Annotated in this window: 17 protein-coding genes; 14 read left to right on the top strand and 3 right to left on the bottom strand. The window is 69.7% G+C overall.

Annotated features, from left to right (window positions below):
• Nucleotides 1-75: 75 nt before the first annotated feature.
• The 5 genes from yajC (at nucleotide 76) to ACLBW1_RS18620 (ending at nucleotide 6287) form a co-directional block, all read left to right on the top strand.
• The gene (yajC, locus tag ACLBW1_RS18600) at nucleotides 76-462 is read left to right on the top strand and encodes a preprotein translocase subunit YajC (protein ID WP_447813281.1); all 387 of its coding nucleotides are present in this window, start codon (nucleotides 76-78) and stop codon (nucleotides 460-462) included.
• Nucleotides 463-615: 153 nt separating this feature from the next.
• Nucleotides 616-2136, top strand: a complete 1521-nt coding sequence (gene secD / locus ACLBW1_RS18605) for a protein translocase subunit SecD (protein ID WP_447813616.1) — start codon at nucleotides 616-618, stop codon at nucleotides 2134-2136.
• A complete protein-coding gene (gene secF, locus ACLBW1_RS18610) occupies nucleotides 2136-3314 on the top strand; it encodes a protein translocase subunit SecF (protein WP_447813282.1) in 1179 nt (392 codons plus the stop codon). Before secD ends, secF begins: the two co-directional genes overlap by 1 nt.
• Nucleotides 3311-3859, top strand: coding sequence for an adenine phosphoribosyltransferase (locus ACLBW1_RS18615; protein ID WP_447813283.1), 549 nt, complete (start codon nucleotides 3311-3313; stop codon nucleotides 3857-3859). The genes secF and ACLBW1_RS18615 overlap by 4 nt, the downstream gene beginning before the upstream one ends.
• A 148-nt stretch (nucleotides 3860-4007) precedes the next feature.
• The gene (locus tag ACLBW1_RS18620) at nucleotides 4008-6287 is read left to right on the top strand and encodes a RelA/SpoT family protein (RefSeq protein WP_447813617.1); all 2280 of its coding nucleotides are present in this window, start codon (nucleotides 4008-4010) and stop codon (nucleotides 6285-6287) included.
• Nucleotides 6288-6315: 28 nt separating this feature from the next.
• Here ACLBW1_RS18620 and ACLBW1_RS18625 read toward each other — a convergent pair whose 3' ends face one another.
• Complete coding sequence (locus tag ACLBW1_RS18625) at nucleotides 6316-7305, bottom strand: peptidylprolyl isomerase (RefSeq protein ID WP_447813618.1); 990 nt, start codon at nucleotides 7303-7305, stop codon at nucleotides 6316-6318.
• 304 nt (nucleotides 7306-7609) lie between these two features.
• Here ACLBW1_RS18625 and ACLBW1_RS18630 point away from each other — a divergent pair, with 304 nt between their 5' ends.
• Complete coding sequence (locus tag ACLBW1_RS18630) at nucleotides 7610-8332, top strand: MBL fold metallo-hydrolase (RefSeq protein WP_447813284.1); 723 nt, start codon at nucleotides 7610-7612, stop codon at nucleotides 8330-8332.
• Complete coding sequence (gene hisS / locus ACLBW1_RS18635; RefSeq protein ID WP_447813285.1) at nucleotides 8329-9594, top strand: histidine--tRNA ligase; 1266 nt, start codon at nucleotides 8329-8331, stop codon at nucleotides 9592-9594. The genes ACLBW1_RS18630 and hisS overlap by 4 nt, the downstream gene beginning before the upstream one ends.
• 7 nt (nucleotides 9595-9601) lie before the next feature.
• Here hisS and ACLBW1_RS18640 read toward each other — a convergent pair whose 3' ends face one another.
• Nucleotides 9602-11272, bottom strand: a complete 1671-nt coding sequence (locus tag ACLBW1_RS18640; RefSeq protein ID WP_447813286.1) for a DUF885 domain-containing protein — start codon at nucleotides 11270-11272, stop codon at nucleotides 9602-9604.
• Between the two features lie 35 nt (nucleotides 11273-11307).
• A complete protein-coding gene (gene ypfJ / locus ACLBW1_RS18645; protein WP_447813287.1) occupies nucleotides 11308-12183 on the bottom strand; it encodes a KPN_02809 family neutral zinc metallopeptidase in 876 nt (291 codons plus the stop codon).
• Nucleotides 12184-12300: 117 nt separating this feature from the next.
• Between ypfJ and aspS the strand changes: the two genes are divergently transcribed.
• From aspS to ACLBW1_RS18680, 7 genes are all read left to right on the top strand, one after another.
• Nucleotides 12301-14118, top strand: coding sequence for an aspartate--tRNA ligase (gene aspS, locus ACLBW1_RS18650; RefSeq protein WP_447813288.1), 1818 nt, complete (start codon nucleotides 12301-12303; stop codon nucleotides 14116-14118).
• Nucleotides 14119-14133: 15 nt separating this feature from the next.
• A complete protein-coding gene (locus ACLBW1_RS18655; protein ID WP_447813289.1) occupies nucleotides 14134-15069 on the top strand; it encodes a DUF389 domain-containing protein in 936 nt (311 codons plus the stop codon).
• A 63-nt stretch (nucleotides 15070-15132) separates the two neighbouring features.
• A complete protein-coding gene (locus tag ACLBW1_RS18660; protein WP_447813290.1) occupies nucleotides 15133-18669 on the top strand; it encodes a transglutaminase family protein in 3537 nt (1178 codons plus the stop codon).
• 104 nt (nucleotides 18670-18773) lie between these two features.
• The gene (locus ACLBW1_RS18665) at nucleotides 18774-21413 is read left to right on the top strand and encodes a circularly permuted type 2 ATP-grasp protein (RefSeq protein WP_447813619.1); all 2640 of its coding nucleotides are present in this window, start codon (nucleotides 18774-18776) and stop codon (nucleotides 21411-21413) included.
• Complete coding sequence (locus ACLBW1_RS18670) at nucleotides 21410-22372, top strand: transglutaminase family protein (RefSeq protein WP_447813291.1); 963 nt, start codon at nucleotides 21410-21412, stop codon at nucleotides 22370-22372. Before ACLBW1_RS18665 ends, ACLBW1_RS18670 begins: the two co-directional genes overlap by 4 nt.
• A gap of 77 nt (nucleotides 22373-22449) precedes the next feature.
• Complete coding sequence (locus tag ACLBW1_RS18675; protein WP_447813292.1) at nucleotides 22450-23583, top strand: hypothetical protein; 1134 nt, start codon at nucleotides 22450-22452, stop codon at nucleotides 23581-23583.
• Between the two features lie 183 nt (nucleotides 23584-23766).
• Nucleotides 23767-25068: a replication-associated recombination protein A gene (locus ACLBW1_RS18680; RefSeq protein WP_447813620.1), complete on the top strand. Its 1302-nt coding sequence runs from the start codon at nucleotides 23767-23769 to the stop codon at nucleotides 25066-25068.
• Nucleotides 25069-25159: the final 91 nt, after the last annotated feature.

The raw sequence follows: 25159 nt of genomic DNA on the forward strand, positions 1-25159 counted from the left end.
GTTGCGGCGGTGACCCTCCGGACCCGGCCGCTGCCACCCGCACAGCCGGACAACACCAAGGATTGACCCACCACCATGGAACTGCTCTTCCCGATCGTCCTGCTCGTCCTCGTCGGCTTCATGTTCCTGTCGGTCCGGCGCCAGAAGAAGGCCGCCGCGCAGGTCCAGGAGATGCAGGACGCCCTGCAGCCCGGCGCCCGCGTGCAGACCACCTCGGGCATGTACGGCACCGTGGTCGGCCTCGCCGACGGCGTCGTCGACCTCGAACTGGCGCCCGGTGTCGTGGTGCGGTGGAACCGCCTGGCGGTGCGCGAGGTCGTGCACGCCGACGACCTCGCCGGATCGTTCCCCGGCGCCGACACCACGCCGGCCGACGCGCTCGACGATGACGACGACACCGGCTTCGACGGCGACGTCGATCGTCCGATCACGCTCGACAAGAAGGCCGACGGCGACAGCTGATCGAAACCACCCCGGCCGGCCACGTAGCCTGTCTGAGCGAGCCGCCGGGGACAACCGGTGGCGAAACAGTCCATCCGAGGAGTCGTAGCACCCGTGGCACCGTCCAAACGTGAGATCCCGCCTGTGCGGTTGTTGAGCGTCTTCCTGTTGTTGATGGTCATCGTCTACGCACTGGTGTTCTTCACCGGCGGCGGCAAGCCCGAACCGAAACTCGGCATCGACCTGCAGGGCGGGACCCGGGTCACGCTCACCGCCCGCACCCCCGACGGCAGTGCGCCGCAGAAGGATCAGCTCGACAAGGCCAAGCAGATCATCGAGCAGCGCGTCAACGGCCTCGGTGTGGGTGGTTCCGAGGTGATCACCGACGGCAACAACCTGGTCATCACCGTGCCCGGCACCGACGGACGGCAGGCCCGGACGCTCGGTCAGACTGCGCGTCTCTACGTCCGTCCGGTCGAGAACGTCCTTCCGGCGACACCGCAACAGGCCGCGCCGGTCCCCGAGGGTCAGACCGCGGCCCAGGCGATCGCCGCCGCCAAGGCCCTGCGCCAGGCCGCGGGCGGCGACGCCGCGGCCAACCAGGCGGCGGTGTCGAAGCTGACCGCGCAGATGGCGAAGACCGACTGCAACCCCCGGAACACCGACCCGCTGCAGGGCAACGACGATCCGAGCCAGTACCTCGTCGCGTGCTCGCAGGACGGGACGCAGGTCTATCTGCTCGCACCGCAGATCATCGACGGCCGCGACATCGCCGACGCCACCGCCACCACCAGCTCCCAGGGCGGCGCGTGGATCGTGCAGGTCGAGTTCCGCAACGCCGCGCGCGATTTCTGGCCGAAGTACACCGGCGCCAACATCGGCAAGCAGACCGCATTCACCCTCGACTCCCGCGTGGTCAGCGCGCCGCAGATCCAGGGCGCCATCACGACCCCGACCACCGAGATCAGCGGCAACTTCTCACAGTCCGGTGCGAAGGACCTCGCCAACGTCCTCAAGTACGGGTCGCTGCCGTTGTCGTTCAAATCCTCTGATGCGCAGACGGTCTCGGCGACCCTGGGACTGTCGTCGTTGCGGGCTGGTCTCATCGCCGGCGCGATCGGTCTCGTCGCGGTGCTGCTCTACGCCCTCCTCTACTACCGCATGCTCGGATTCCTCACGATGCTGTCGCTGATCGTCGCCGGGCTCATGGTCTACGGGATCATGGTGCTGCTCGGTCGCTACATCGGCTTCACCCTCGACCTGTCGGGTATCGCCGGCCTCATCATCGGTATCGGCATGACCGCCGACTCGTTCGTCGTCTACTTCGAACGAATAAAAGATGAGATGCGCGACGGCCGCAGTTTCCGGTCCGCGGTCCCGCGCGGTTGGGCCCGTGCCCGCCGCACCGTCTGGTCGGGCAACGCGGTCAGCTTCATCGCCGCCGCCGCGATCTACTTCCTGGCCATCGGTGAGGTCCGCGGGTTCGCGTTCACCCTCGGCCTGACGACCATCCTCGACCTCGTCGTGGTCTTCCTCGTGACCCATCCGTTGGTCGCGCTGGCCAGCCGGTCGTCGTTCCTGTCCAAACCGTCGGTCAACGGTCTCGGGGGAGTCTCCGAGGTCGCGAAGGAACGCCGCCTGGCCGCCGCGCGCTCGGGCGCCGGTACCGCCGCGGCGCAGAAGGAGAGCGTCTGATGAGCGACGACACCACCGGGTTCGACACCCCGATCGACGACCGTGCCAGCGAGGCCCGCAACAACGAGATCGCCAAGCAGCATTCGCTGCTGAGTCGCCTCTACACCGGCACCGGTGCGTTCGAGATCGTCGGCAAGCGCAAGATGTGGTACATCGTCAGCGCCGTCATCATGCTGATCTGCGTGTTGAGCATCGTGTTCCGCGGGTTCACCCTCGGCATCGATTTCGAGGGCGGCACCCAGATCTCGTTCTCCTCGACCCCGCAGACGTCGACCTCGGCGGTCGAGGAGGCGTTCTCGAACGCGATGGGCACCGACCCGCAGACGGTGCAGACCGCCGGATCGGGATCGAGCGAGACCGTGCAGATCCGGACCTCCACGCTGTCGCAGGCCGACACCGAGAAGATCACCGCCGCGCTCGTCGAACGGTTCGGCCCGCAGCTGACCGCCGACGACATCAACTCCTCCGATGTCAGCTCCACCTGGGGCGGTGAGATCACCGAGAAGGCACTCATCGCCCTCGCGGTGTTCCTCGTCATCGTCCTCATCTACATCGCGGTCCGCTTCGACCGGGAGATGTCGGCGGCGGCCATGGCGTCGCTCATCTTCGACATCGTCTGCACCGCCGGCGTCTACTCGCTGGTGGGCTTCGAGGTCACCCCGGCGACCGTCATCGGGCTGCTCACCATCCTGGGTTTCTCGCTCTACGACACGGTGGTGGTGTTCGACAAGGTCGAGGAGAACGTACGGGCGGTCCTCAAGACCACCCGCCGGACCTACGCCGAACAGGCCAACCTGGCCGTCAACCAGACGCTGATGCGATCGATCAACACCACCGTCATCTCGGTGCTGCCGATCATCTCGCTGATGATCGTCGCCGTGTGGCTGCTGGGTGTGGGCACGCTCAAGGACCTCGGGCTCATCCAGCTCGTCGGCGTCGTGGTCGGCGCGTACTCGTCGATCTTCTTCGCGACGCCGCTGCTGGTGACGCTCAAGGAGCGTCGCGGCGAGATCAAGACGCACACCGAGAAGGTGCTGGCGCGCCGTGTCCGCATGGACGCCGGTCTCACCGAGCCGGAACTGGCCACCGCGTCGGCCTCGCCACGGTCGGCAGGCGCACGGTCGGCGGCTGCGGGCTCCGACGAGCGTCCGTCGGGCAAGCGTCGCAGGACGCGATGAGCGAGACGATCGAACGGGCGCGGACGGCGATCGCCGACCACACCCGGTTGGTGCCCGATTTCCCGTCGCCGGGCATCCAGTTCAAGGACCTGACACCCGTGCTCGCCGACCCCGCCGGCCTGGCGTCGGTGACCGCCGCGCTCGCTTCGGTGTCCGGTGACGTCGACCTCGTCGCCGGTATCGATGCCCGTGGGTTCCTCCTCGGCGGCGCGATCGCCCTGCACAGCGGTCTCGGTGTGGTGGCGGTCCGCAAGGCGGGCAAACTGCCGCCGCCGGTCCACTCGGCCACCTACGACCTGGAATACGGGTCGGCCTCGCTCGAGATCCCCGCCGACGGCATCGATCTACGGGGGCGACGGGTGTTCGTCGTCGACGACGTGCTGGCCACCGGCGGCACCCTCAACGCGGCCATCGGACTGTTGCTCGACGCCGGTGCCGTCGTCGCGTCGGCGGCGGTGGTCATGGAGATCGACGGTCTGCCCGGGCGCGCCGCGGTCGCCTCGGCGCACCCGGATCTGACGCTGACCGCGCTCACCACCGGCTGAGGACTACCATCGCCACCAGCGCCGCGACCACCGGACGTCGGTATGCCGTCGGCGAGTCGAGGAGGTGCGTGTGACCGATCAGCCCGACGTGCGCGAGACCGACGGGGCGTCGCCCGACGTCGCCACCGACACCGAACCCCACGCCGCGGTGAGCACCTCCGCGCCGGTCGGGTCGTCGACCTCGCGCCGTGTGCGTGCGCGTCTCGCGCGCCGGATGACCGCCACCCGCAACCCGATCCGCCCGGTCCTCGAACCGCTCGTCGCCCTGCACCGCGATCTCTATCCCAAGGCCGACGTCGCCGTGTTGCAACGTGCCTACGACGTCGCCGATCAGTACCACGACGGGCAGTTCCGCAAATCGGGTGACCCGTACATCACCCACCCGCTGGCGGTGGCGACCATCCTGGCCGACCTGGGCATGGACACCACCACCCTGGTCGCGGCGCTGCTCCACGACACCGTCGAGGACACCGGCTACAGCCTCGAGGCCTTGGGCGCCGAATTCGGCGACGAGGTCGCCCATCTCGTCGACGGTGTCACCAAACTCGACAAGGTCGCCCTCGGCAACGCCGCCGAGGCCGAGACCATCCGCAAGATGATCATCGCCATGGCGCGCGACCCGCGCGTGCTGGTCATCAAGGTCGCCGACCGCCTGCACAACATGCGCACCATGCGCTTCCTGCCCCCGGAGAAGCAGGCCCGCAAGGCCCGCGAGACTCTCGAGGTCATCGCGCCGCTGGCCCATCGGCTCGGTATGGCGACGGTGAAGTGGGAACTCGAGGACCTCTCGTTCGCGATCCTGCACCCCAAGCGCTACGAGGAGATCGTGCGACTCGTCGCCGACCGGGCACCGTCGCGCGACACCTACCTCGCGAAAGTGCGCACCGAGATCACCAAGGCCCTCAACGGTTCTCGCATCGACGCGACCGTGGAGGGTCGCCCCAAGCACTACTGGTCGATCTATCAGAAGATGATCGTCAAGGGCAAGGAGTTCGACGACATTCACGATCTCGTCGGCATGCGCATCCTGTGCGAGCAGATCCGCGACTGCTACGCCGCCGTCGGTGTCGTGCACTCGCTGTGGCAGCCGATGGCGGGCCGGTTCAAGGACTACATCGCCCAGCCGCGCTACGGCGTCTACCAGTCGCTGCACACCACCGTGATCGGCCCGGAGGGCAAGCCGCTGGAGGTGCAGATCCGCACCCGCGACATGCACCGCACCGCCGAGTTCGGTATCGCCGCGCATTGGCGCTACAAGGAGACCCGCGGCCGCAACGGCGCCAAGCACGACGACGCCAACGAGATCGACGAGATGGCCTGGATGCGTCAGCTCCTCGACTGGCAGCGCGAGGCGGCCGACCCCGGCGAGTTCCTGGAGTCGCTGCGCTATGACCTCGCGGTCAAGGAGATCTTCGCGTTCACGCCCAAGGGTGACGTCATCACGTTGCCCGCCGGTTCGACACCGGTCGATTTCGCCTACGCGGTGCACACCGAGGTCGGGCACCGCTGCATCGGCGCCCGCGTGAACGGTCGCCTCGTGGCGCTCGAACGCACGCTGGAGAACGGCGAGGTGGTGGAGGTGTTCACCTCCAAGGCGCCCAACGCCGGGCCGTCCCGCGACTGGCAGGGTTTCGTCGTCTCACCGCGCGCGAAGACCAAGATCCGGCAGTGGTTCGCCAAGGAGCGTCGCGAGGAGGCGCTCGAGGCGGGCAAGGATGCGATCACCAAGGAGGTCCGTCGCGGTGGACTCCCGTTGCAGCGGTTGATGAGTGCCGAATCGGTGGGCTCCATCGCCACCGAGCTGCGCTACGCCGACGTCTCCGCGCTCTACACCGCCATCGGTGAGGGCCACGTGTCGGCCCGGCACGTCGTCGGTCGACTGGTCGCCGCACTCGGCGGCCTCGACGACGCCGAGGAGGAGCTGGCCGAACGGTCGACCCCGTCGACGATGCCCACCCGCACGCGGCAGACCGGCGACGCCGGCGTCCTCGTGCCCGGCGCCGAGGGGGTCGTCGCGAAGCTCGCGAAGTGTTGCACCCCGGTACCCGGCGACGAGATCCTGGGCTTCGTGACCCGCGGCGGTGGCATCAGCGTCCACCGCACCGACTGTACGAATGCCGATGCGCTGCAACAGCAGTCCGAGCGGATCATCGACGTCACCTGGGCGCCCTCGCCGTCGTCGGTGTTCCTCGTCGCCATCCAGGTCGAGGCACTCGACCGTTCCCGACTGCTGTCGGACGTGACGCGGGTGCTCGCCGACGAGCGGGTCAACATCCTGTCGGCGTCGGTGACGACCAGCCGCGACCGCGTGGCCATCTCGAAGTTCACCTTCGAGATGGGCGACCCGAAGCACCTGGGACACGTGCTCAACGTGGTGCGCAACGTCGAAGGCGTCTACGACGTCTACCGCGTGACGTCGGCGTCGTAGACGCCCATTCCGATGGGCCGGCGGCCGATCAGCTGACGGTGGCCTTCTCGATCTCCACGGCCAGCTTGGGCTTGCCGTCACCCGGTGTCGGTGCGTAGGTCACCGCACCGGTGTTGGGATCCTGCGAGGGTCGAATGCCCGGCGTCAGGCCACCCTTGTACACCTTGTCGAGCACCGCGAGGCCCGCCTCGTCGACCTTGCCGATGACGCTGTAGTTCGCCGGCAGCTCGCTGTCGTTGATGACGAGGAACATCTGCGCCGAGCCGGTGTTCGCGCCCGAGGCCTGACCACCTTGACCGGGCTGATAACTGTTGGCGATCGCGACGGTGCCGCGGGGGTAGACCACCGAGGCCGGCACACCGAGCGACGCCATCTGCGGGTCCTGCGGGACCGCCTTCAGGTCGGTCGGGAACTCGTCGGGGCTCGTCCACCCGGGCGCACCGGCACCGGTCGCGGTCGGGTCGCCGCACTGCAGGACCGCGATCTTGCCCGTCCCGCCCTCGGTCATCCGGTGGCACTCGGTGTTGTCGTAGTACTTCTGCTCGATCAGCGAGGCGACCGCCGCGACGTTGCAGGGTGCCGACGAACGATCGAGGTCGATTCCGATGGTGCCCTGGCTGGTGGTCAGCGTCGCGGTCTCGTCGCCCTTCTTCAGCTGGCGGTCGGCCGGGATCGTCGCCGTGCGCTGCTTGGATTTGCCCGCGGTGAAATCGGCGACGAACTGTCGGGCCCGGGTGAGCTGCTCACCGGTGAGGTTCGGCGGGATCTGCGGAGGCTGGGAGAACGGGTTCGCATCCGCCGGCGTCGGGGTGTACGCGCAGGCGGTGTAGCGGGCCTTCTCGCGGTCGTCGAGCACCTTGTTGGTCACCAGCGTGCCGACGGTGGCGATGACGGCCACGGCGACGACCACCGAGGTGGTGACCACGATGATCTTGCGGCGACGAGCGGTGGCCTGCTGGGTGGTGAGCCGGTGCTCGAGCTTGCGCTTGGCCTCGGCCCGTCGCTGCTCGTTGGTCATCTGCTCACCGCCGACCCCGGGGTCGTCCGACGTGTTGTCCGAAGAGTTGCCGTTGCCGGTTGGGTCGCTGGGCACAGCCGCGATACCTCCATCGATGACCACTGGGACGCCGGGCGAATAGTCGACGCCCGGCTCGTGAGGAGGTGACGCCAGCCACCTCTGACGCCTGCGAGTCTGCCAGCCGACCCTGTGAAGACCTCTCAGGGGTGGGCAACGAGGCGGGGCGTGTCCCATGGGTGCGGCGGGAGAACCCCGTTCACAGCCGCCTTTGCGATGATGTACCGATCAACTGAAGGAGCAGACGTTGTTGATCACCGGTTTCGCCGCGGGGATGTTCGCGACCAACTGTTACGTGGTCGCGGACCGTCCCGGTGCCGAGGCCGTCATCATCGACCCCGGCCAGGATGCGGCCGCGAGCGTGCGGGCACTGCTCACCGAGCACTCCCTGACACCGGTCGCGGTGCTGCTCACGCACGGTCACCTCGATCACACGTGGGACGCCGCGGTGCTGTGCGACGAGTACTCCATCCCGGCCTACATCCATCCCGCCGACCGGCACATGCTGGCCGATCCCGCGTCCGGGATCGGTCCGGCCCTGTCGTCGGTCATCGGGGGGATCGTGTTCCGGGAGCCCGAGAAGGTGATCGAGTTCGCCGACGGGGAGCCGGTCGACCTGGCAGGGATCGGCTTTGACGTCGATCTGGCGCCCGGCCACACGCGGGGATCGGTGCTGCTGTCGACCCTCGCCGACACCGGCGACGGCGCGTTACCGGTCTGCTTCTCCGGCGACGTACTGTTTGCGGGGTCGATCGGGCGTACCGATCTGCCCGGGGGCGATCACGAGCAGCTGCTCCGCAGCATCGCCACCACGCTGTTGACCCGCAGCGACGAGACGCAGGTGCTGCCCGGACACGGGCCGCAGACCAGTGTCGGTCGCGAGCGGGCGGTCAACCCGTTCCTCGCCGGCCTGCCCGGTGTCGACGACAGCGCCGAGAACGGACCGAGGAAAGGACGACACGGACTGTGAGCTCTGTGTTCCAGGCGCCGCGTGGCATACCCGACTATCTGCCGCCGAACTCGAGCCGGTTCCTCGCCGTCCGCGACGAGCTGACGCGGGCGGCGCGACTGGCCGGGTACTCCCACGTCGAGCTGCCGGTGTTCGAGGACACCGCGCTGTTCGCGCGCGGTGTGGGCGAGTCGACCGACGTGGTGTCGAAGGAGATGTACACCTTCGCCGACCGCGGCGACCGCTCGGTGACCTTGCGTCCGGAGGGCACCGCCGGGGTGATGCGGGCGGTGTTGCAGCACGGACTCGACCGGGGTCAGCTGCCGATCAAGCTGAGTTATCACGGCCCGTTCTTCCGCTACGAGAAGCCGCAGACCGGTCGCTATCGGCAGCTGCAGCAGGTGGGTGTCGAGGCCATCGGTGTCGACGACCCGGCCCTCGATGCGGAGGTGATCGCCATCGCCGACGAGGGGTTCCGCCGCTGCGGGTTGCGCGGCTACCGCCTGGAGATCACCACCCTCGGCGACGACACCTGCCGGCCCGCGTATCGGGAGGCGTTGCAGCAGTTCCTGTTCGGGCTCGATCTGGATCCCGAGACGCGTCGGCGGGCGGAGATCAACCCGCTGCGCGTCCTCGACGACAAGCGCCCCGAGATCAAAGCGGCCACCGCCGACGCACCGCTGATGATCGACTTCCTCTCCGATTCGGTGCGCGACAACTTCACGGCCGTCCGCGGACACCTCGATCGACTGGGCGTGGCCTACGAGGTCAATCCGCGCCTGGTGCGCGGTCTCGACTACTACACGAAGACGACCTTCGAGTTCGTCCACGACGGTCTCGGCGCGCAGTCGGGGATCGGCGGCGGTGGACGGTACGACGGGTTGATGAGTCAGCTCGGCGGCAAACAGGAACTGTCCGGCATCGGATTCGGGCTCGGCGTCGACCGCACGGTCCTCGCCCTCGACGCCGAGGCCGTCCCGGACACCACCTCGGCGCGGTGTCGCGTCTACGGCGTCCCGATGGGGGAGGCGGCACTCGACCGTCTCGTCGTCCTTGCGGGCGAACTGCGGGCCCGCGGCGTCAGCATCGACATCGCCTACGGCGGTCGCGCACTCAAGGGCGCCATGAAGGGCGCCGACCGCTCAGGGGCACGGCTCGCGTTGGTGCTCGGCGACCGTGAGCTCGAATCCGGTCAGATCGAGATCAAGGACCTCGCCGACGGTTCGCAGCGCACCGTCGCCCTGGATTCCGTCGTCGACGACATCGCCGCCACCGTCGCCTGAGCGTCTGTCAGGCGATCGTCCCCGCCACGCCACCCGGCAGGACGTCGAGGCTCACGCCGCCGAGCCGCAGTGCGCGCGAGTGGAAATCGCGCAGCGTGCGGTCCGGATCGGCACGAAGATAATCGTCGCGGGTGCGCTCCCACACCCGCTGTCCGAGGGCGTACGAGGGGGCCTGGCCCGGCCAGCCGAGGTAGCGGTTCAACTCGAACCGCAGCACGTTGCGGTCCATCGCGACCGCGTCGCACAGGAACTGCCACGCCTTGTCGGCGTCCCAGGTGCCCCCGCCGACCTCATCGGGGGCGCGCAGCCCGCAATGCACACCGATGTCGACCACGACGCGCGCAGCACGCAGACGCTGTGAGTCGAGCATCCCCATCCGATCGCCGATGTCGGTCAGCCAACCGAGCTCGTCCATCAGTCGTTCGGCATAGAGCGCCCACCCCTCACCGTGACCGGAGGTGAACGAGGCCAGCTTGCGCCACCGGTTGAGGTCGGGGCTGATCATGGCCTGACCGAGCTGGAGGTGGTGTCCGGGCACGCCCTCGTGGAAGACCGTCGTCGTCTCCTGCCAGGTGTGGAACACCGTCTGCTCCGGCGGCACCGACCACCACATGCGGCCCGGACGGGTGAGGTCCTCGCTGGGCATCGTGTAGTAGATGATCCCGACCGCCGACGGGGCCAGACGGCACTCGAGTGCGGTGAGACCGTCCGGGATGTCGAAGTGGGTTCCGGCGAGACCGAGGGTGGCCCGATCGGACAGTTCCTGCATCCACGCGACGAACGCGTCGCGGTCGGTCATCTGGTAGCGCGGGTCGTCGTCGAGGGCGGCCAAGGCGCCGGCGACCCCGGCGCCGGGGGCGATCTGCTCGGCCAGTGTCTCCTGCTCGGAGACGATCGACTGCAGGTGATCGAGGCCCCAGGCGTAGGCCTCGTCGGGGTCGATGTCGGTGCCGACGAACTCCGCCGAGTGCAGGAGATAGCGGTCACGGCCCACACCGTCGGCGTCGGCGGCGGTCGGGGCCACCTCGGCCAGCAGCACCTCGCGTAGTGACTCGAACGCCGCACCGGCCGCGGCGTGGGCCGCGCCGAACGCGTCGGCGTCACCGTCGGCGCCGGTCGCTGTGGCGCGGGCGATGTTCGATGCCAACGCCGACGCGGCGTCCCCGGCCTGCGCCGCGACGAGCTCGACCTGCCTGCGCGCGAGCGGAGGGCCGGCCTGCACGCGGTGTCGCAGGCCGGCGACGATGGAGTCGATGCTCGCGGGCAGCGCACGCATCCGCGTGAGCATCGTCTCGCGCTGCTCGGCGGTGTCGACCGGCATCACGTCGAAGACGTCGCGCACACCCTGCAGCGGTGAGGCGATGACGTTCACCTCACCCACCCGCAGCCCCGCGTCGTCGACGGCGATCGACCGTCCGATCTGTGCGGTCATGGTCGCGACGGTGACCCGGTCCACGTCGTCGACAGGGCGCGCCGCCGCCAGCCGCCGCAGGGCCTCGCGTGCCGTCGCGGTGCGGTCGGCGACGGCGTCGGGTGAGTGATCGGTGAGTTGATCGTCATGGTCGGTGACCCCGACGTCGGAGGCGAACACAGGGTCGGCGGCGCACGAGCGGGCGAGGAAATCCTCGGCGATCGCGTCGATCTCGGTGGGGGTGCGAGGCGTCTCGGTACCGGTCATCGGTCCATGCAATCAGACCCTCCGCAGTTGCGGGTCTAGAGGCGGTTGGTGGAGAAGGTGTCGCAGCTCGAGGGGTCGCCCGAGCGGTATCCGGTGGTGAACCAGCGGACGCGCTGATCGGCCGAACCGTGTGTCCATCCCTCGGTGTCGTTCTTGCCCGAGAGGGTGTCGTCGCCGATGGCCTTGGCGGTGGTGATCACGTCGCCGATCTGTTGCTGCGTCAGCGGTTCGAGCATCGCGTCGAGACCCTTGTCGGCGTGTTCGGCCCACACGCCTGCGTAGCAGTCGGCCTGCAACTCCAACCGCACCGAACCCGATGTGGCGCCCCGTGATCCGAGGCGCTGGGCCTGGTCCATGGTCCCCAGCAGGTTCTGCACGTGATGGCCGAACTCGTGGGCGACGACGTACTCCTGGGCGAGCGGGGCGTTGCTGCCGCCGAGCTGATCGGCCAGCGTCGTGAAGAAGGTCGGGTCGAAGTAGGCGGTCTTGTCGCCGGGGCAGTAGAACGGCCCGACCGCCGAGGTGGCCGAACCGCAGCCGCCGGTGGTGATCGCGTCGGCGAAGATGACCGTCTTCGGTGTGGTGTAGCCGTCGACGAGCGTCGGCCACACCTTGTCGAGGCTGTTGGTGGTCGCGACGATCCGACAGATGGTGTCGGTGTTGGCCTTGGCGATGGTGCAGCTGTCGATCTGGCTCTGGATGGCGGTGTTGGTACCCGACGATCCCGACGTGGCGCTCGACGTGGAACCGCTGTCACCGCCGAGGATGTCGCCGGGGTTCACGCCGAACAGCACGGCCACGATCGCCACGATGATCCCGGCCCCGCCGCCGAGTGCGATGCGGCCGCGTCCGCCGCCGCCTCCGCCCGAGACCCCGCTGGTGTCGAGTGGACCGTCGCCCTGGAACGTCATCGCTCTCCTTCGCTGCGCACGAGCGCGAAACGCATTCGTGTTCGGAGGGTCATCCTACGTAGGATCGGAGACCGTCGAGGCTCCCCTCGAGAACACCTTTTTCATGAGAGGACACCCGTGCTGCGCACCCATTTCGCCGGATCTCTGCGAGCCGACAACGATGGCGACACCGTCACCGTCGTCGGATGGGTGGCGCGTCGTCGTGATCACGGCGGGGTGATCTTCATCGATCTGCGCGACAGCTCGGGCCTGGTGCAGGTCGTGTTCCGCGACGAGCAGGTCGCCGACACCGCCCACCGGCTCCGCGCCGAGTACTGCGTGCAGGTCACCGGTGTCGTCGAGACGCGCCCCGAGGGCAGCGAGAACGCCAACCTCGCCTCCGGCGGCATCGAGATCAACGCCGCGGAGCTGACCGTGCTCAACGAGTCGGCGGCCCTGCCGTTCCAGCTCGACGAGTCACCCGGCGAGGAGGCACGCCTCAAGTACCGCTACCTGGACCTGCGTCGTGAGGGCCCCGCCGCCGCGATCCGGCTGCGCTCGAAGGTCAACGCCGCGGCCAGAGCCGTGCTCGGTGCCCGCGATTTCGTCGAGGTGGAGACCCCGACACTGACCCGCTCGACGCCCGAGGGCGCGCGCGATTTCCTGGTGCCCGCGCGACTGCGTCCGGGCTCGTTCTACGCGCTGCCGCAGAGCCCGCAGCTGTTCAAGCAGCTGCTCATGGTCGGTGGCCTCGAGCGGTACTACCAGATCGCGCGCTGCTACCGCGACGAGGATTTCCGCGCCGATCGCCAGCCCGAGTTCACCCAGCTCGACGTGGAGATGAGCTTCGTCGACCAGGACGACGTGATCGCTCTCGCCGAGGAGATCCTGGTGTCGCTGTGGGAGCTCATCGGCTACACCGTCCCGACCCCGATCCCGCGGATGACCTACGCCGAGGCGATGCGCCGCTACGGGAGCGACAAGCCGGATCTGCGCTTCGAGCTCGAGCTCGTCGAGTGTGCGGAGTTCTTCTCCGACACCCCGTTCCGCGTCTTCCAGGCCGAGTACGTCGGCGCCGTGGTGATGCCCGGTGGGGCGAGCCAGCCCCGTCGTCAGCTCGACGCCTGGCAGGAGTGGGCCAAGCAGCGCGGTGCGAAGGGTCTCGCGTACGTCCTCGTCGGCGAGGACGGCACCCTCGGCGGACCCGTCGCCAAGAACCTGTCCGACGCCGAGCGCGAGGGACTCGCCGCCCATGTGAGTGCGAAGCCCGGCGACTGTGTCTTCTTCGCCGCCGGAGGCGCCAAGACCTCGCGCGCGTTGCTCGGCGCAGCGCGGGGAGAGATCGCCCGCAAGCTCGACCTCATCGATCCCACCGCCTGGGCCTTCACGTGGATCGTCGACGCCCCGCTGTTCGAGCCGACAGCCGATGCGACCGCCACCGGCGACGTCGCCGTGGGCTCGGGCGCCTGGACCGCCGTGCACCACGCCTTCACCTCACCCAAGCCCGAGTCGCTCGACAACCTCGAAGCCGATCCGGGTGCGGCGCTGGCCTACGCCTACGACATCGTCTGCAACGGCAACGAGATCGGTGGCGGCAGCATCCGAATCCATCGCCGCGACGTGCAGGAGCGTGTTTTCGCGCTCATGGGCATCGACCACGCGCAGGCGCAGGAGAAGTTCGGATTCCTGTTGGACGCCTTCGCCTTCGGCGCCCCGCCGCACGGCGGCATCGCCTTCGGATGGGATCGCATCACCGCGCTGCTGGCCGGTGAGGGGTCGATCCGCGAGGTCATCGCGTTCCCGAAGTCCGGTGGCGGTGTCGACCCACTGACCGAAGCGCCCGCAGCGATCACCCCGGCGCAGCGCAAGGAGTCCGGGATCGACGCGCCACCGCCGAAGCCCGCGGCTGCGGCGAACCCGTCGTCGGCACAGACGCCGCCCCCCGCCGACTCCTGATCGCCACCACCGACCGTGCTGCACCTGCGGATCATCGCGCCGGACCACTGTGGTGTCGACGTGGTCGCCCTGCTGCGTGAAGCGGTCGGTATCACCCACCTCATCGTCCATCCGGGGGCGGCGCTCGAACCGGCCGGCGACCTGATCGAGGCCGACATCACCCGCGAGGCGGTCAACGACGTCCTCGACGATCTGCTCGCGCTCGGCCTCACGCACGACGGCGCAATCACCATGGAGCCGCTCGACACGGTGATCTCCGATGCCGCGGTGCGCGCCGAGAAGGACGCACCGGGCGACCCCGACGACGCCATCATCTGGGAGGAACTGACCCGCCGGACGCGTGAGGACGCGACGCTGAGCGTCACCTTCGTCACGTTCCTGACCCTGGCGTGTCTGCTCGCGGCGGTCGGTGTCATCACCGACTCGCCGGTGACCGTGGTCGGTGCCATGGTCGTCGGGCCCGAGTTCGGCCCGCTCGCCGGCATCGCGGTCGGATTCGTCCGTCGCCGCTTCGATCTCGCGCGCCGCTCGGTCTACGCGCTGGTCATCGGTTTCCCTGTCGCCATGGTCGTCACCGGCCTCGCCGCCGTCCTCGGAGAGGCCACCGGCACCGTCGACATCACCGACGTGACCACCGCCGACCAGGTCGATTTCATCTATCAGGTCGGCCCGTTCTCCCTGGTGGTGGCGATCCTCGCCGGTGCCGCGGGGATGCTGTCGCTGGTGTCGGCGAAATCGGCGGCACTCGTGGGGGTGTTCATCTCGGTGACGACAGTCCCCGCCGCGGGGTACGCGGTGGTGGCCGCGACATTGGGCCAGTGGCGGGTCGCGGCGGAGTCGACAGCACAGCTCGCGGTCAACATGGTCGGCATCGTGGTCGCCGGCGTCTGCGTGCTCGCGATACACCGTCTGCTGGCCCGTCGGCGGGCGGCGACGACCCCCGATCTGTGATGGGATCGACTGCGGGTCGTCGGTTCGCGGCGCGCCCGCGGTGACGGACAGGGGTAAGCGGCGTTGACCATCAAGGTGGCACTGGAACACCGGACGAGTTACTCCTTCGACCGGCCGGTGAAGGTGTATCCCCACGTGGTCCGGCTCCGTCCGGCGCCACATTCGCGCACCCCCATCGAGGCGTACACGCTCGCGATCGAACCGGCCGAGCACTTCGTGAACTGGCAACAGGACGCGTTCGCCAACTATCAGGCGCGCCTGGTCTTCCCGGAGCCCACGACGACGCTGAGCATCACCGTCGGACTCGTCGCCGATCTCACCTCGATCAACCCCTTCGACTTCTTCATCGAGGACTGGGCCGAGGACTTCGGGTTCTCCTACCCCGACGCGATGCGCACCGACCTCGAGGCCTACCTGCGCCCGGTCACCGACTCCGCGCCCGGTCGTCACAGCGTCGGCGGTGGCGACGCCGGAGACGACGACAGTCCCGCCGTCGCGCAATGGGTGGCCGATCACCGGCCGACCGGCCCGATCCGCATCATCGACTTCCTCGTCGCGGTCAACCGTGCACTGCGCGACGACGTGAACTACACCGTCCGCCTCGAGGCCGGCGTGCAGAGCCCGGAGTACACGCTCACCAGCGCCATCGGATCCTGTCGTGACTCGGCCTGGCTGATGGTGGCCATCCTGCGCCGCTTCGGACTCGCGGCGCGGTTCGTGTCCGGATACCTCGTCCAGTTGACCTCCGACGTCAAGTCGATCGACGGCCCGTCGGGACCGTCGGCCGATTTCACCGATCTGCACGCGTGGACCGAGGTCTATCTGCCCGGCGCGGGCTGGGTCGGTATGGACCCCACGTCGGGACTGTTCGCCGGCGAGGGACACATCCCGCTGGCCGCGACACCCTCGCCCGGCGGCGCGGCACCCATCACCGGGGCGACGGGGCCGTGCCACGCGACGATGGACTTCTCCAACGTCGTGACCCGCTTCCATGAGGATCCTCGGGTCACGTTGCCCTACACCGACGATCAGTGGCGTCGGGTCGTGGACCTCGGGGCCGTGGTCGACACCCGGATGCGGGAACGCGGCGTCGGTCTGACGATGGGTGGCGAACCGACCTTCGTGTCGATCGACGATCAGACCGCGCCGGAGTGGACCACCGCCGCCGACGGACCCGACAAACGTCGCCTCGCGTCGGTGCTGGCCGATCGCCTGCGCCCGATCTACGCACCGACCGGGCTCGTACAACGCAGTCAGGGCAAGTGGTATCCGGGAGAACCGTTGCCGCGCTGGCAGATCGGTCTGCTGTGGCGTACCGACGGTGAGGCGCTGTGGCATCGACCGGAACTCCTCGCCGACCCGTGGGCCGACGCGGAGAAGGCGGCCGCGTCGATGACGACGACGGTCACCCGCCCCGATGCGGCCTCGGCCGACGTCACGGGCGCCTTCATGTCCGCGGTCGCCGACGCCGTCGGCGTCACCCGCGAGGCCGTCCGGCCCGCGTTCGAGGACCCGCTGCTGCGTCTGGCCGAACTGCTCCGCAGCCCGGAGGGCGATCCGACCGCCGACGTCGCCGAACCAGATGCCGATGTCGACGACGATCCGACGGCGGGCTTCCGCGGCCGCGGCCGCGATCTCACCCCTACCGACGACGGCACCGCCGCCCGTCGGGAGTTGCTGGCACGACTCGACGAACCGGTCACCGTGCCCACCGCGCACGTCCTGCCGATCAGTCGCACCGACGACGACACCGCCTGGGAGAGCGCGGCCTGGACGACCCGCCGTGGTCGCCTCGTCCTCACCGCGGGCACGAGTCCGGCGGGGCTGCGGTTGCCGCTCGACTCGCTGTCGTGGGGGCCGGCGCCGGTCACCTTCGAGGCCGATCCGACGGCGCCGGCCGCGCCCCTGCGCATCACCGCGCCGCCGCTGCCGCCCTCCGAGAGCACCGATGAGGGCACGGACCACGAGGACGAGAACGACGAGGACGTCGACGCCGAGGATTCGGATGCCGACGAGACCCCCGAGGAGCAGGACAGGGCGGACCGTCCGGTCCCGCGGACCGCCCTCGTCGCCGAGATCCGCGGCGACGTCCTCTACGTCTTCCTCCCACCCACGCAGCGACTCGAGGAGTTCGTCGACCTCATCAGCGTGATCGAGACCGCCGCCACCGCGATCGATCGACCCGTGGTGGTCGAGGGATACGGCCCGCCCTCCGACGGTCGCCTGCAGTCGCTCACCGTCACCCCCGATCCCGGGGTCATCGAGGTCAACATCCAGCCGACGGCGTCGTTCGCCGAGCAGTCGACCCTCCTGGAGACGATCTACCGCGAGGCGCGCCACGCCCGGCTGGGCACCGAGTCGTTCGATCTCGACGGCAGCCACGGCGGCACCGGCGGCGGCAACCACATCACGCTGGGTGGACGCACCGCGGCGGAGTCGCCCCTGCTGCGCCGCCCCGACCTGCTCGTGTCGATGCTGAGCTACTGGCAGCGCCACCCGTCACTGTCGTACCTGTTCTCCGGACGGTTCATCGGCACCACCTCACAGGCGCCGCGCGCCGACGAGGGCCGCGAGAGCGCCCTCTACGAGATGGAGATCGCGTTCGCCGAGATCGACCGCCTCACCGGCGACGACGGCGACGCGAACCCGTGGACGGTGGACCGCGCGCTGCGACATCTGCTCACCGACATCACCGGCAACACCCACCGCGCCGAGTTCTGCATCGACAAGCTCTACAGCCCCGATTCCGCGCGCGGACGCCTCGGACTGCTGGAACTGCGGGCGTTCGAGATGCCGCCGCACCATCAGATGGCGATGGTGCAGTCGCTGCTGGTACGCAGTCTCGTGGCCTGGTTCTGGGACCACCCGTTCCGCGGTCGCCTGATCCGTCACGGCGCCGATCTGCACGGCAAACACCTCCTGCCGCACTACGTGATCGCCGACATCGCCCAGGTGGCCGAGGACCTCCGTGAGGCGGGCCACGAGTTCGACACCGCGTGGCTCGATCCGTTCACCGAGTTCCGGTTCCCGCGCCTGGGGACGGTCCAGATCCGCGACCAGGAGATCGAGCTGCGCGGCGCGATCGAGCCGTGGAACGTCCTCGGCGAGGAGTCGACCGCCGGCGGCACCGCCCGCTACGTCGACTCGTCGATCGAGCGCGTGCAGGTGCGGGTGCAGGGCAGCGACGACGACCGGTTCATCCTCACCTGCAACGGTTTCCCATTGCCGCTGACCCCGACCGGTCGCCCCGGCGAACGTGTCGCGGGCATCCGGTTCCGGGCGTGGCAACCGCCGAGCGCACTGCACCCCACCGTGGGAATCGACTCGCCGCTGGTGTTCGACATGGTCGACACGTTCTCGGGCCGCTCGGTGGGTGGCGCGACCTACCACGTCATCCATCCGGGGGGCCGGGCGTACGAACGACCGCCGGTCAACGCCGTCGAGGCCGAGTCTCGGCGCAACGGCCGGTTCGAGGCGATCGGCCACACCCCGGGCCCGGTCGACACCGCGGCGCTGCGCGAGATGGCCGCACGCCTCGCGACCGACCTCGGCGTGCCGACGATCCTCGACCTGCGGCGGGCGCGTACGGTCCTGCGGTGACCTCGGTGCACCCACCCTCGCCGCCGGCCGGGCAACCCGCGCAGGTCCCTGCCGTCGTCGACCGGTACCGGTCCGACCGCTTCGGGCTGTTCGACCCCGATCGCATGCGGGGCGACGGGGTGGATGCGTCGATCCCGTACGACGAGCTCATCGACGCCGCCGGCGCCGTGCGCCCCCAGTGGGAGGGGCTCGTCGCCGGTGTCACCCGCACCGGTGAGGCCGGTCTGACCCGCACCGCGACCCGGCTGCGGACCATGGTCGCCGACGAGGGCATCACCTACACCCCGACCGGCGACCGCGTGGCGTCCCCGTCGGCCTCCGCGCCGCCGCAACCGGCACAGCTCTGGGAACTCGACAGTGTCCCGCTGGTCATCGACGGTGACGAGTGGGCCGGCCTGGAATCCGCTGTGGCGCAACGCGCGCTGCTGCTCGACCGGCTGCTCGTCGACATCTACGGCGATCGCCGCACCCTCACCTCGGGCCTCGTACCGCCGGAGATGGTGTTCGGGCACCCCGGCTACATCCGCAAGGCCGCGGGCCTGGGCAACCCCGGCCCGCACGCGCTGTTCCTGCACGCCACCGACATCGGTCGAGCCGCCGACGGCTCACCGGTGGTGTGGGCCGATCACACCCAGGCGCCGTCGGGTATCGGATACGCCATCGTCGATCGACGCCTCACCTCCCGCGCCCTGTCGGGGGCGTTCGGCCGCGTGGGCCCGCGGGCGATGACGACCTTCGCCGGGACGCTGCGGTTGGCGTTGTTCGATCACGCGCCGCCCGGTGTCGACGACCCGACGGTGGTCGTCTTCAGCCCGGGGTCGTTGTCGGAGACCGCGTTCGACCAGGCCTATGTCGCGTCGCAGTTGGGCTTCCCCCTGGTGGAATCGGCCGATCTCCTCGTCGTCAACGGCGTCGTCTTCATGCGATCGCTGGGCAGCCTCAAACGGGTCGACGTGATCCTGCGTCGCGTCGACGCCGCGTTCTGCGACCCGCTCGACCTGCGTACCGACTCTCGGCTGGGCGTGGCGGGACTGGTGGAGGCGATAGCGCGCGGCAGCGTCACCGTCGTCAACACCCTGGGTAGTGGGGTGCTCGAGAACCCCGCGCTGCACACCGTCGCCGACCGACTCGCCTCGGCGCTGCTCGACGAGGACCTGCTGCTGCTTCCTGTCGAGACGTTCTGGGCCGGTGACGATCTCGATCGGTCGAAGATCCGCGCCGACCTGGCCGAGCTGGTGATCGACAACGTCCGCACCGGGGAGCAGTTCCTGGGTCCAGAACTGTCTTCCGCGACGCGTGAGACGGTCCGCGACCGCATCGACACAGATCCCTGGCAGTGGGTGGCCCGCCGCACCGAGAGGTTCTCGGTCGCCCCGTCGATGACCCCGGCCGCACCGGGAGCTCCGGGGCGCCTGCGCGCCGCACCGGTCGCGATCCGCACCTTCGCGGTGTCGTCGAGTTCGGGGTACAGCGTGATGCCCGGCGGGCTCGGGCAGGTGCTCGAATCGGGGCCGGCCGGATCGACGATGCGGGCCGTCGCCGCCAAGGACGTCTGGGTGACCAGCCCCGAGGGCGTCGGCGACACCACGCGGATCGCGGAATCGGTGCAGCCGCTGTCGCTTCCGACCGTGGGTGTCGGTGTCGACCGCTCGGCGACGTCGCCGCGTGTGCTGGCCGACCTGTTCTGGCTCGGCCGTTACGGCGAACGCGCCGAGCTCACCGTCCGCCTCACCGCGGTGGCCCGCGAGCGCTACCAGGCGCGCGATCACCGTCCGTGGATGCCCGGCACCGGCGCCCTCCCGCTGTTCCTGGCCGGTGTGGCGACGACGACGGCCACCGCCGACCAGCTGGGGACGCTGCCGCCCGCCGGATCCGGGCACACCACCGTCGGCGACGCGACCCTGGCGCTCGCCGCCCTGGGTCGACTCACCATGTCGCGGTCGATGCCGGGATCGATCGCCCACGCCGTCGACCGCCTGGTGGCCGCCGCCCGCGCCGTCCGCGACCAGATGTCGACGAGCACATGGATGGTGCTGGGCACGATCGAACGGGCGCTCGCCGATCTCGCCCACACCGTCGCCCCGAACGACGACGCAGGCGACGCCGGCGACGCCGACGACGACAGCAGTGTCGACGTCGACGACCTCGCGCACGCTCACGAGACGATGCTGCACGGACTGCTGGCATTGGCCGGTCTGCAGGCCGAATCGATGGTGCACGACCCGGGGTGGCTGTTCATGGACGCCGGACGACGCATCGAACGGGCACTGGTGCTCGCCGACCTCACACGGTCGACCCTGGTGGACGCACACGACCCGGAGATCGAGCAGGCGTTGCTCGAGGCGTTCCTCGTCGCCAACGAATCGGCCGTCATCTACCGCCGCCGCAACCGCGGCGTGGTGCGGCTGCGTTCGGTGCTGGTGCTGTCGCTGTTCGACGAGACGAACCCGCGCTCGATGATCTACCAGCTCGATCGCCTGCGCGACGACTTCGCGTCGTTGCCCGACGAGATCCGGTCGGCCGCGGTGGAACGCACCGTGGAGGACCTCATCGCCGAGCTACGCCGTGTCGATCCGGCGGATCTCGTCTCCGTCGACGACTCCGACCGCCGCGCCGACCTGGCCGAGCTGATGACGGCACTGGCACGCGGGGTCCGCGAGGTGTCCGACGTACTGGGTCGCACCCGCTTCGCACCCCCGCGTGACATCCAGCCCCTGTGGGGCGGCACCGTGGACGCGACATGAGGACCCCCACAGTCGAAGCGGTGTCGACGCGCCGCTACCGCGTGACCCATCGCACCACCTACGACTACGCCGACGTGGTCAGCGCGTCGTTCGGTCGGTGCTTCCTGCTGCCGCGGGCGATGCCCGGCCAACGGGTCCTCTCCGCCGAGGTCACCATCGACCCCGAACCGGCCGACCGATCGACCGGCACCGACATCTTCGGCAACGCCGACATCTACTTCCACGTCCGGACCCCGCACCACCGACTCGAGGTCACCGGCTCGTCGCTCGTCGACGTCGACCCGATCGATCCCGACCTCATCGCGACCGGTCCTGCCGTGGCGCCGTGGGAGCAGGCCCGGCCCACCGCGGCCGGCGACGCCGACGCGCGGGAGTTCGTCCTCGATCTCTTCCCACCCGAGATCACCGACGCAGTCCGTGACTACGCATCGACGGTCTTCACCCCGGGTCGACCGCTGATCGAGGTGATCGGTGAACTCACCACACGCATCCACCGCGACTTCACCTACAAGTCCGGGTCGACGGCGGTGAGCACCCGGGTCGCGACGGTGATGGAGCGTCGCGAGGGCGTCTGTCAGGACTTCGCCCGCGTCGCGATCGCCTGTCTGCGCGCCAACGGGCTCGCCGCGCGGTATGTCTCGGGATATCTCGCGACCGACCCGCCGCCCGGTCGCGAACGGGTCGTCGGCGCCGATGCCAGTCACGCGTGGGCCGCGGTGTGGGTGCCGGGAGGGGAGTGGATCGCCTTCGACCCCACCAACGACAAGCTCGTCGATGAGAGGCATGTCACAGTCGCGTGGGGACGTGACTATGATGATGTTCCGCCGCTCCGTGGAGTGATCTACACGGATTCGACCTCGAGCACGATCTCGGTGTCGGTGGACGTGGCACCGCTCGAACTGCCGACCGTGTCGCAAGAAGAGTCGCCGGGGCCGCAGGACGTGACGATCTCGCCGTAGGACATCTGTACGCGTGTGGTGGCTGGACGCCGCCGCGTGGGTGGTCCGACGTGACGCGTTGGGTAGGTTGGGGAGCAATGACTGTCATCGCCGAGGGGCGCACCGCAGGTGCGGTCCGTACGGCCGAACGAGTGTTGTCCGCGCGGGCCGGGAGTCCGGTCGCACTGGCCGACCCCGTCGACCTGGCCGGGAGCGGTCGCACAGACGTGGTCCGCGTCCGTGTCGCCCAGAACCCCCTGTCGCCCGACCGCAGCCTCGTCATCAAGGTGCTTCCCGCGGACGAACCGGCCGACGCCTTCGCCCGTGAACTCGCCTCGTACAAGTACGCCACCGCGTTGCCGATGCGGTCGCGGCCGGGGCCGCAGCTCATCGCCTCCGATTCCGCCGAACGGCTGATCGTGCTCAGCGACCTCGGGCACGGTCGGTCGATGAGCGCGTTGCTGGCCAGCACCGACTACGCCGACCCGAGCCATGCGATCAGCGCGTGGGGTCAGGCCCTGGGCCGCATGCACGCGGCCACCGTCGGGGGCGAGGACGACTTCGCGGCGTTGCTCCGGCACGGACCCGCACGTGGCGACGTCGAGGCGCTCACCGCGCAGGTACAGATCGCGGTGTCACGCGCGCCGGAGGTGCTCGGCGAGCACCTCGGTGTCGAGGTCTCCGACGGGTTCGTCGACCTGCTGACACGCGCACAGATGCTGTTCGCCGAGGGGGAGCACCGGGCGTTCAGCCCGTCGGACGTCGGACCGCCCAACATCCTCATCAACGACGACGGCGTGCAGTTCATGGACTACGAGTGGGGCGGGTTCCGCGACGCCACCCTCGACATCGGGTACGCCGTGGTCACCTTCTCCGCCGAGTTGGCCCCCCGTTGGGCCGACCGCCGCGCCGACCTCGAGACGGCCATGGTCGACGCCTGGCGTTCGGAGACACAGGCGATCTGGCCCGCACTGAGCCACGACGGCGAACTGAACCGCAAGGTCCTGACGGCCAGGGTGCTGTGGGTGTGGCTGGCGACGGTGTGGATGCTGCCGGTCGATCTCGGCGACGACCGCCATGCGCGGGGTTTGGCGTTGCGCACCTCCGATCCGGCTGTCGTCGTCGCCCGGTGGACCGATCTCGCGGCGGCCGCCCGTCGGGCCGGCGAGCAGGACATCGCGGCCGCCGCCGACGCCATCGGTTCGGCGTTGGACGCAGCCTGGCTGCGGTGACACCGATGGCTCGGCAATGATCTCGACGGGTCGACGGTGACCTCGATGACCGGCCGAGACGGGTTCGGGGAGTCGCAGGACGCCCTCTTCGACACCCCGACGCCGGAGTCGCGACACGATCTCGCCCCCGTCACCTCCGGCGCCGCCGCCCTCGGTCCCGACACGGGTCCGCTGGCGGTCCGCATGCGCCCGCGCAGCCTCGACGAGATCGTGGGCCAGCAGCACCTCCTGGCCGCCGGTTCACCCCTGCGCCGGCTCATCGAGGGTTCCGGCGCCGCCTCGGTGCTGCTCTACGGGCCGCCCGGGACCGGTAAGACCACGATGGCGTCGCTGATCTCCACGGCCACCGGCGGACGCTTCGAGGCGCTCTCGGCGCTGTCGTCGGGGGTCAAGGAGGTCCGCGCGGTGATCGAGGTCGCCCGCCGCGCACTCATCGACGGCCGGCAGACCGTGCTGTTCATCGACGAGGTGCACCGCTTCTCCAAGACCCAGCAGGACGCGCTCCTCGACGCCGTCGAGAACCGCATCGTGTTGCTGGTCGCCGCCACCACCGAGAACCCGTCGTTCTCGGTGGTCTCCCCGCTGCTGTCGCGGTCGCTGGTCCTGCAGCTGCACCCGCTCACCGACGACGATCTGCGCGAGGTGCTGCACCGTGCGGTCGTCGACGACAGGGGGCTCGCCGGGACGGTCGAGATCGCCGACGACGCCCTCGACCACATCGTCGCCCTCGCCGGTGGCGACGCCCGCCGGGGACTCACCGCCCTCGAGGTCGCCGCGGGAGCCGCGCGCGGTGGCGCGGCGGAGAGAGACACGGGGGAGTCCGGTGCAGAAGGCATCCCGCGCATCGAGCTCGCCGACGTCGAGTCGGCGATGGATCGCGCCGCGGTGCGCTACGACCGCGACGGCGATCAGCACTACGACGTCATCAGTGCCTTCATCAAGTCGATCCGGGGCTCCGACGTCGATGCGGCGGTGCACTACCTCGCGCGCATGATCACCGCGGGGGAGGACCCGCGGTTCATCGCGCGGCGGCTGATGGTCCATGCCAGCGAGGACATCGGGATGGCCGACCCGACCGCACTGCAGACCGCGGTCGCCGCCGCCCAGGTGGTCGCGCTCGTCGGGATGCCCGAGGCGAAACTCGCTCTCACCCAGGCCACCATCCACCTCGCCACCGCGCCCAAGTCGGGGGCGGTGGTCTCGGCCATCGGCGCCGCGATGGGCGACGTCGCGGCAGGCAAGGCCGGTGCGGTGCCCCCGCACCTGCGCGACGGCCATTACGCGGGTGCGGCGACACTCGGCAATGCCCAGGGCTATCGATACCCGCACGACGCGCCCGGCGGGGTGGTGGCCCAGCAGTACCCGCCCGACGAACTCGTCAGCGTCGAGTACTACGCGCCCACCGACCACGGGCACGAGCGCGAGATCTCCGCCCGGGTGGGACGCCTGCGCTCGATCGTCGGGGCGTGGACCGGCAAACGGTAGGGTGGACTCGCTCTGCGGTTGGCGCGGGGTGTCGTGCACCTGATGACCCGCCCGTGCGGTCGGTGCCGGCTTTCGACCACATCGGCGTGAG

The sequence above is a fragment of the Williamsia sp. M5A3_1d genome (genome assembly GCF_053345315.1).

What these genes read in the sequence shown, in the direction of transcription:
- yajC (WP_447813281.1), top strand. Translation starts at nt 76, where the DNA reads ATGGAACTGCTCTTCCCGATCGTCCTGCTCGTCCTCGTCGGCTTCATG.
- secD (WP_447813616.1), top strand. Translation starts at nt 616, where the DNA reads ATGGTCATCGTCTACGCACTGGTGTTCTTCACCGGCGGCGGCAAGCCC.
- secF (WP_447813282.1), top strand. Translation starts at nt 2,136, where the DNA reads ATGAGCGACGACACCACCGGGTTCGACACCCCGATCGACGACCGTGCC.
- ACLBW1_RS18615 (WP_447813283.1), top strand. Translation starts at nt 3,311, where the DNA reads ATGAGCGAGACGATCGAACGGGCGCGGACGGCGATCGCCGACCACACC.
- ACLBW1_RS18625 (WP_447813618.1), bottom strand. Translation starts at nt 7,305, where the DNA reads ATGACCAACGAGCAGCGACGGGCCGAGGCCAAGCGCAAGCTCGAGCAC.
- ACLBW1_RS18640 (WP_447813286.1), bottom strand. Translation starts at nt 11,272, where the DNA reads ATGACCGGTACCGAGACGCCTCGCACCCCCACCGAGATCGACGCGATC.
- ypfJ (WP_447813287.1), bottom strand. Translation starts at nt 12,183, where the DNA reads ATGACGTTCCAGGGCGACGGTCCACTCGACACCAGCGGGGTCTCGGGC.
- ACLBW1_RS18665 (WP_447813619.1), top strand. Translation starts at nt 18,774, where the DNA reads ATGCGGGGCGACGGGGTGGATGCGTCGATCCCGTACGACGAGCTCATC.
- ACLBW1_RS18670 (WP_447813291.1), top strand. Translation starts at nt 21,410, where the DNA reads ATGAGGACCCCCACAGTCGAAGCGGTGTCGACGCGCCGCTACCGCGTG.
- ACLBW1_RS18675 (WP_447813292.1), top strand. Translation starts at nt 22,450, where the DNA reads ATGACTGTCATCGCCGAGGGGCGCACCGCAGGTGCGGTCCGTACGGCC.
- ACLBW1_RS18680 (WP_447813620.1), top strand. Translation starts at nt 23,767, where the DNA reads ATGCGCCCGCGCAGCCTCGACGAGATCGTGGGCCAGCAGCACCTCCTG.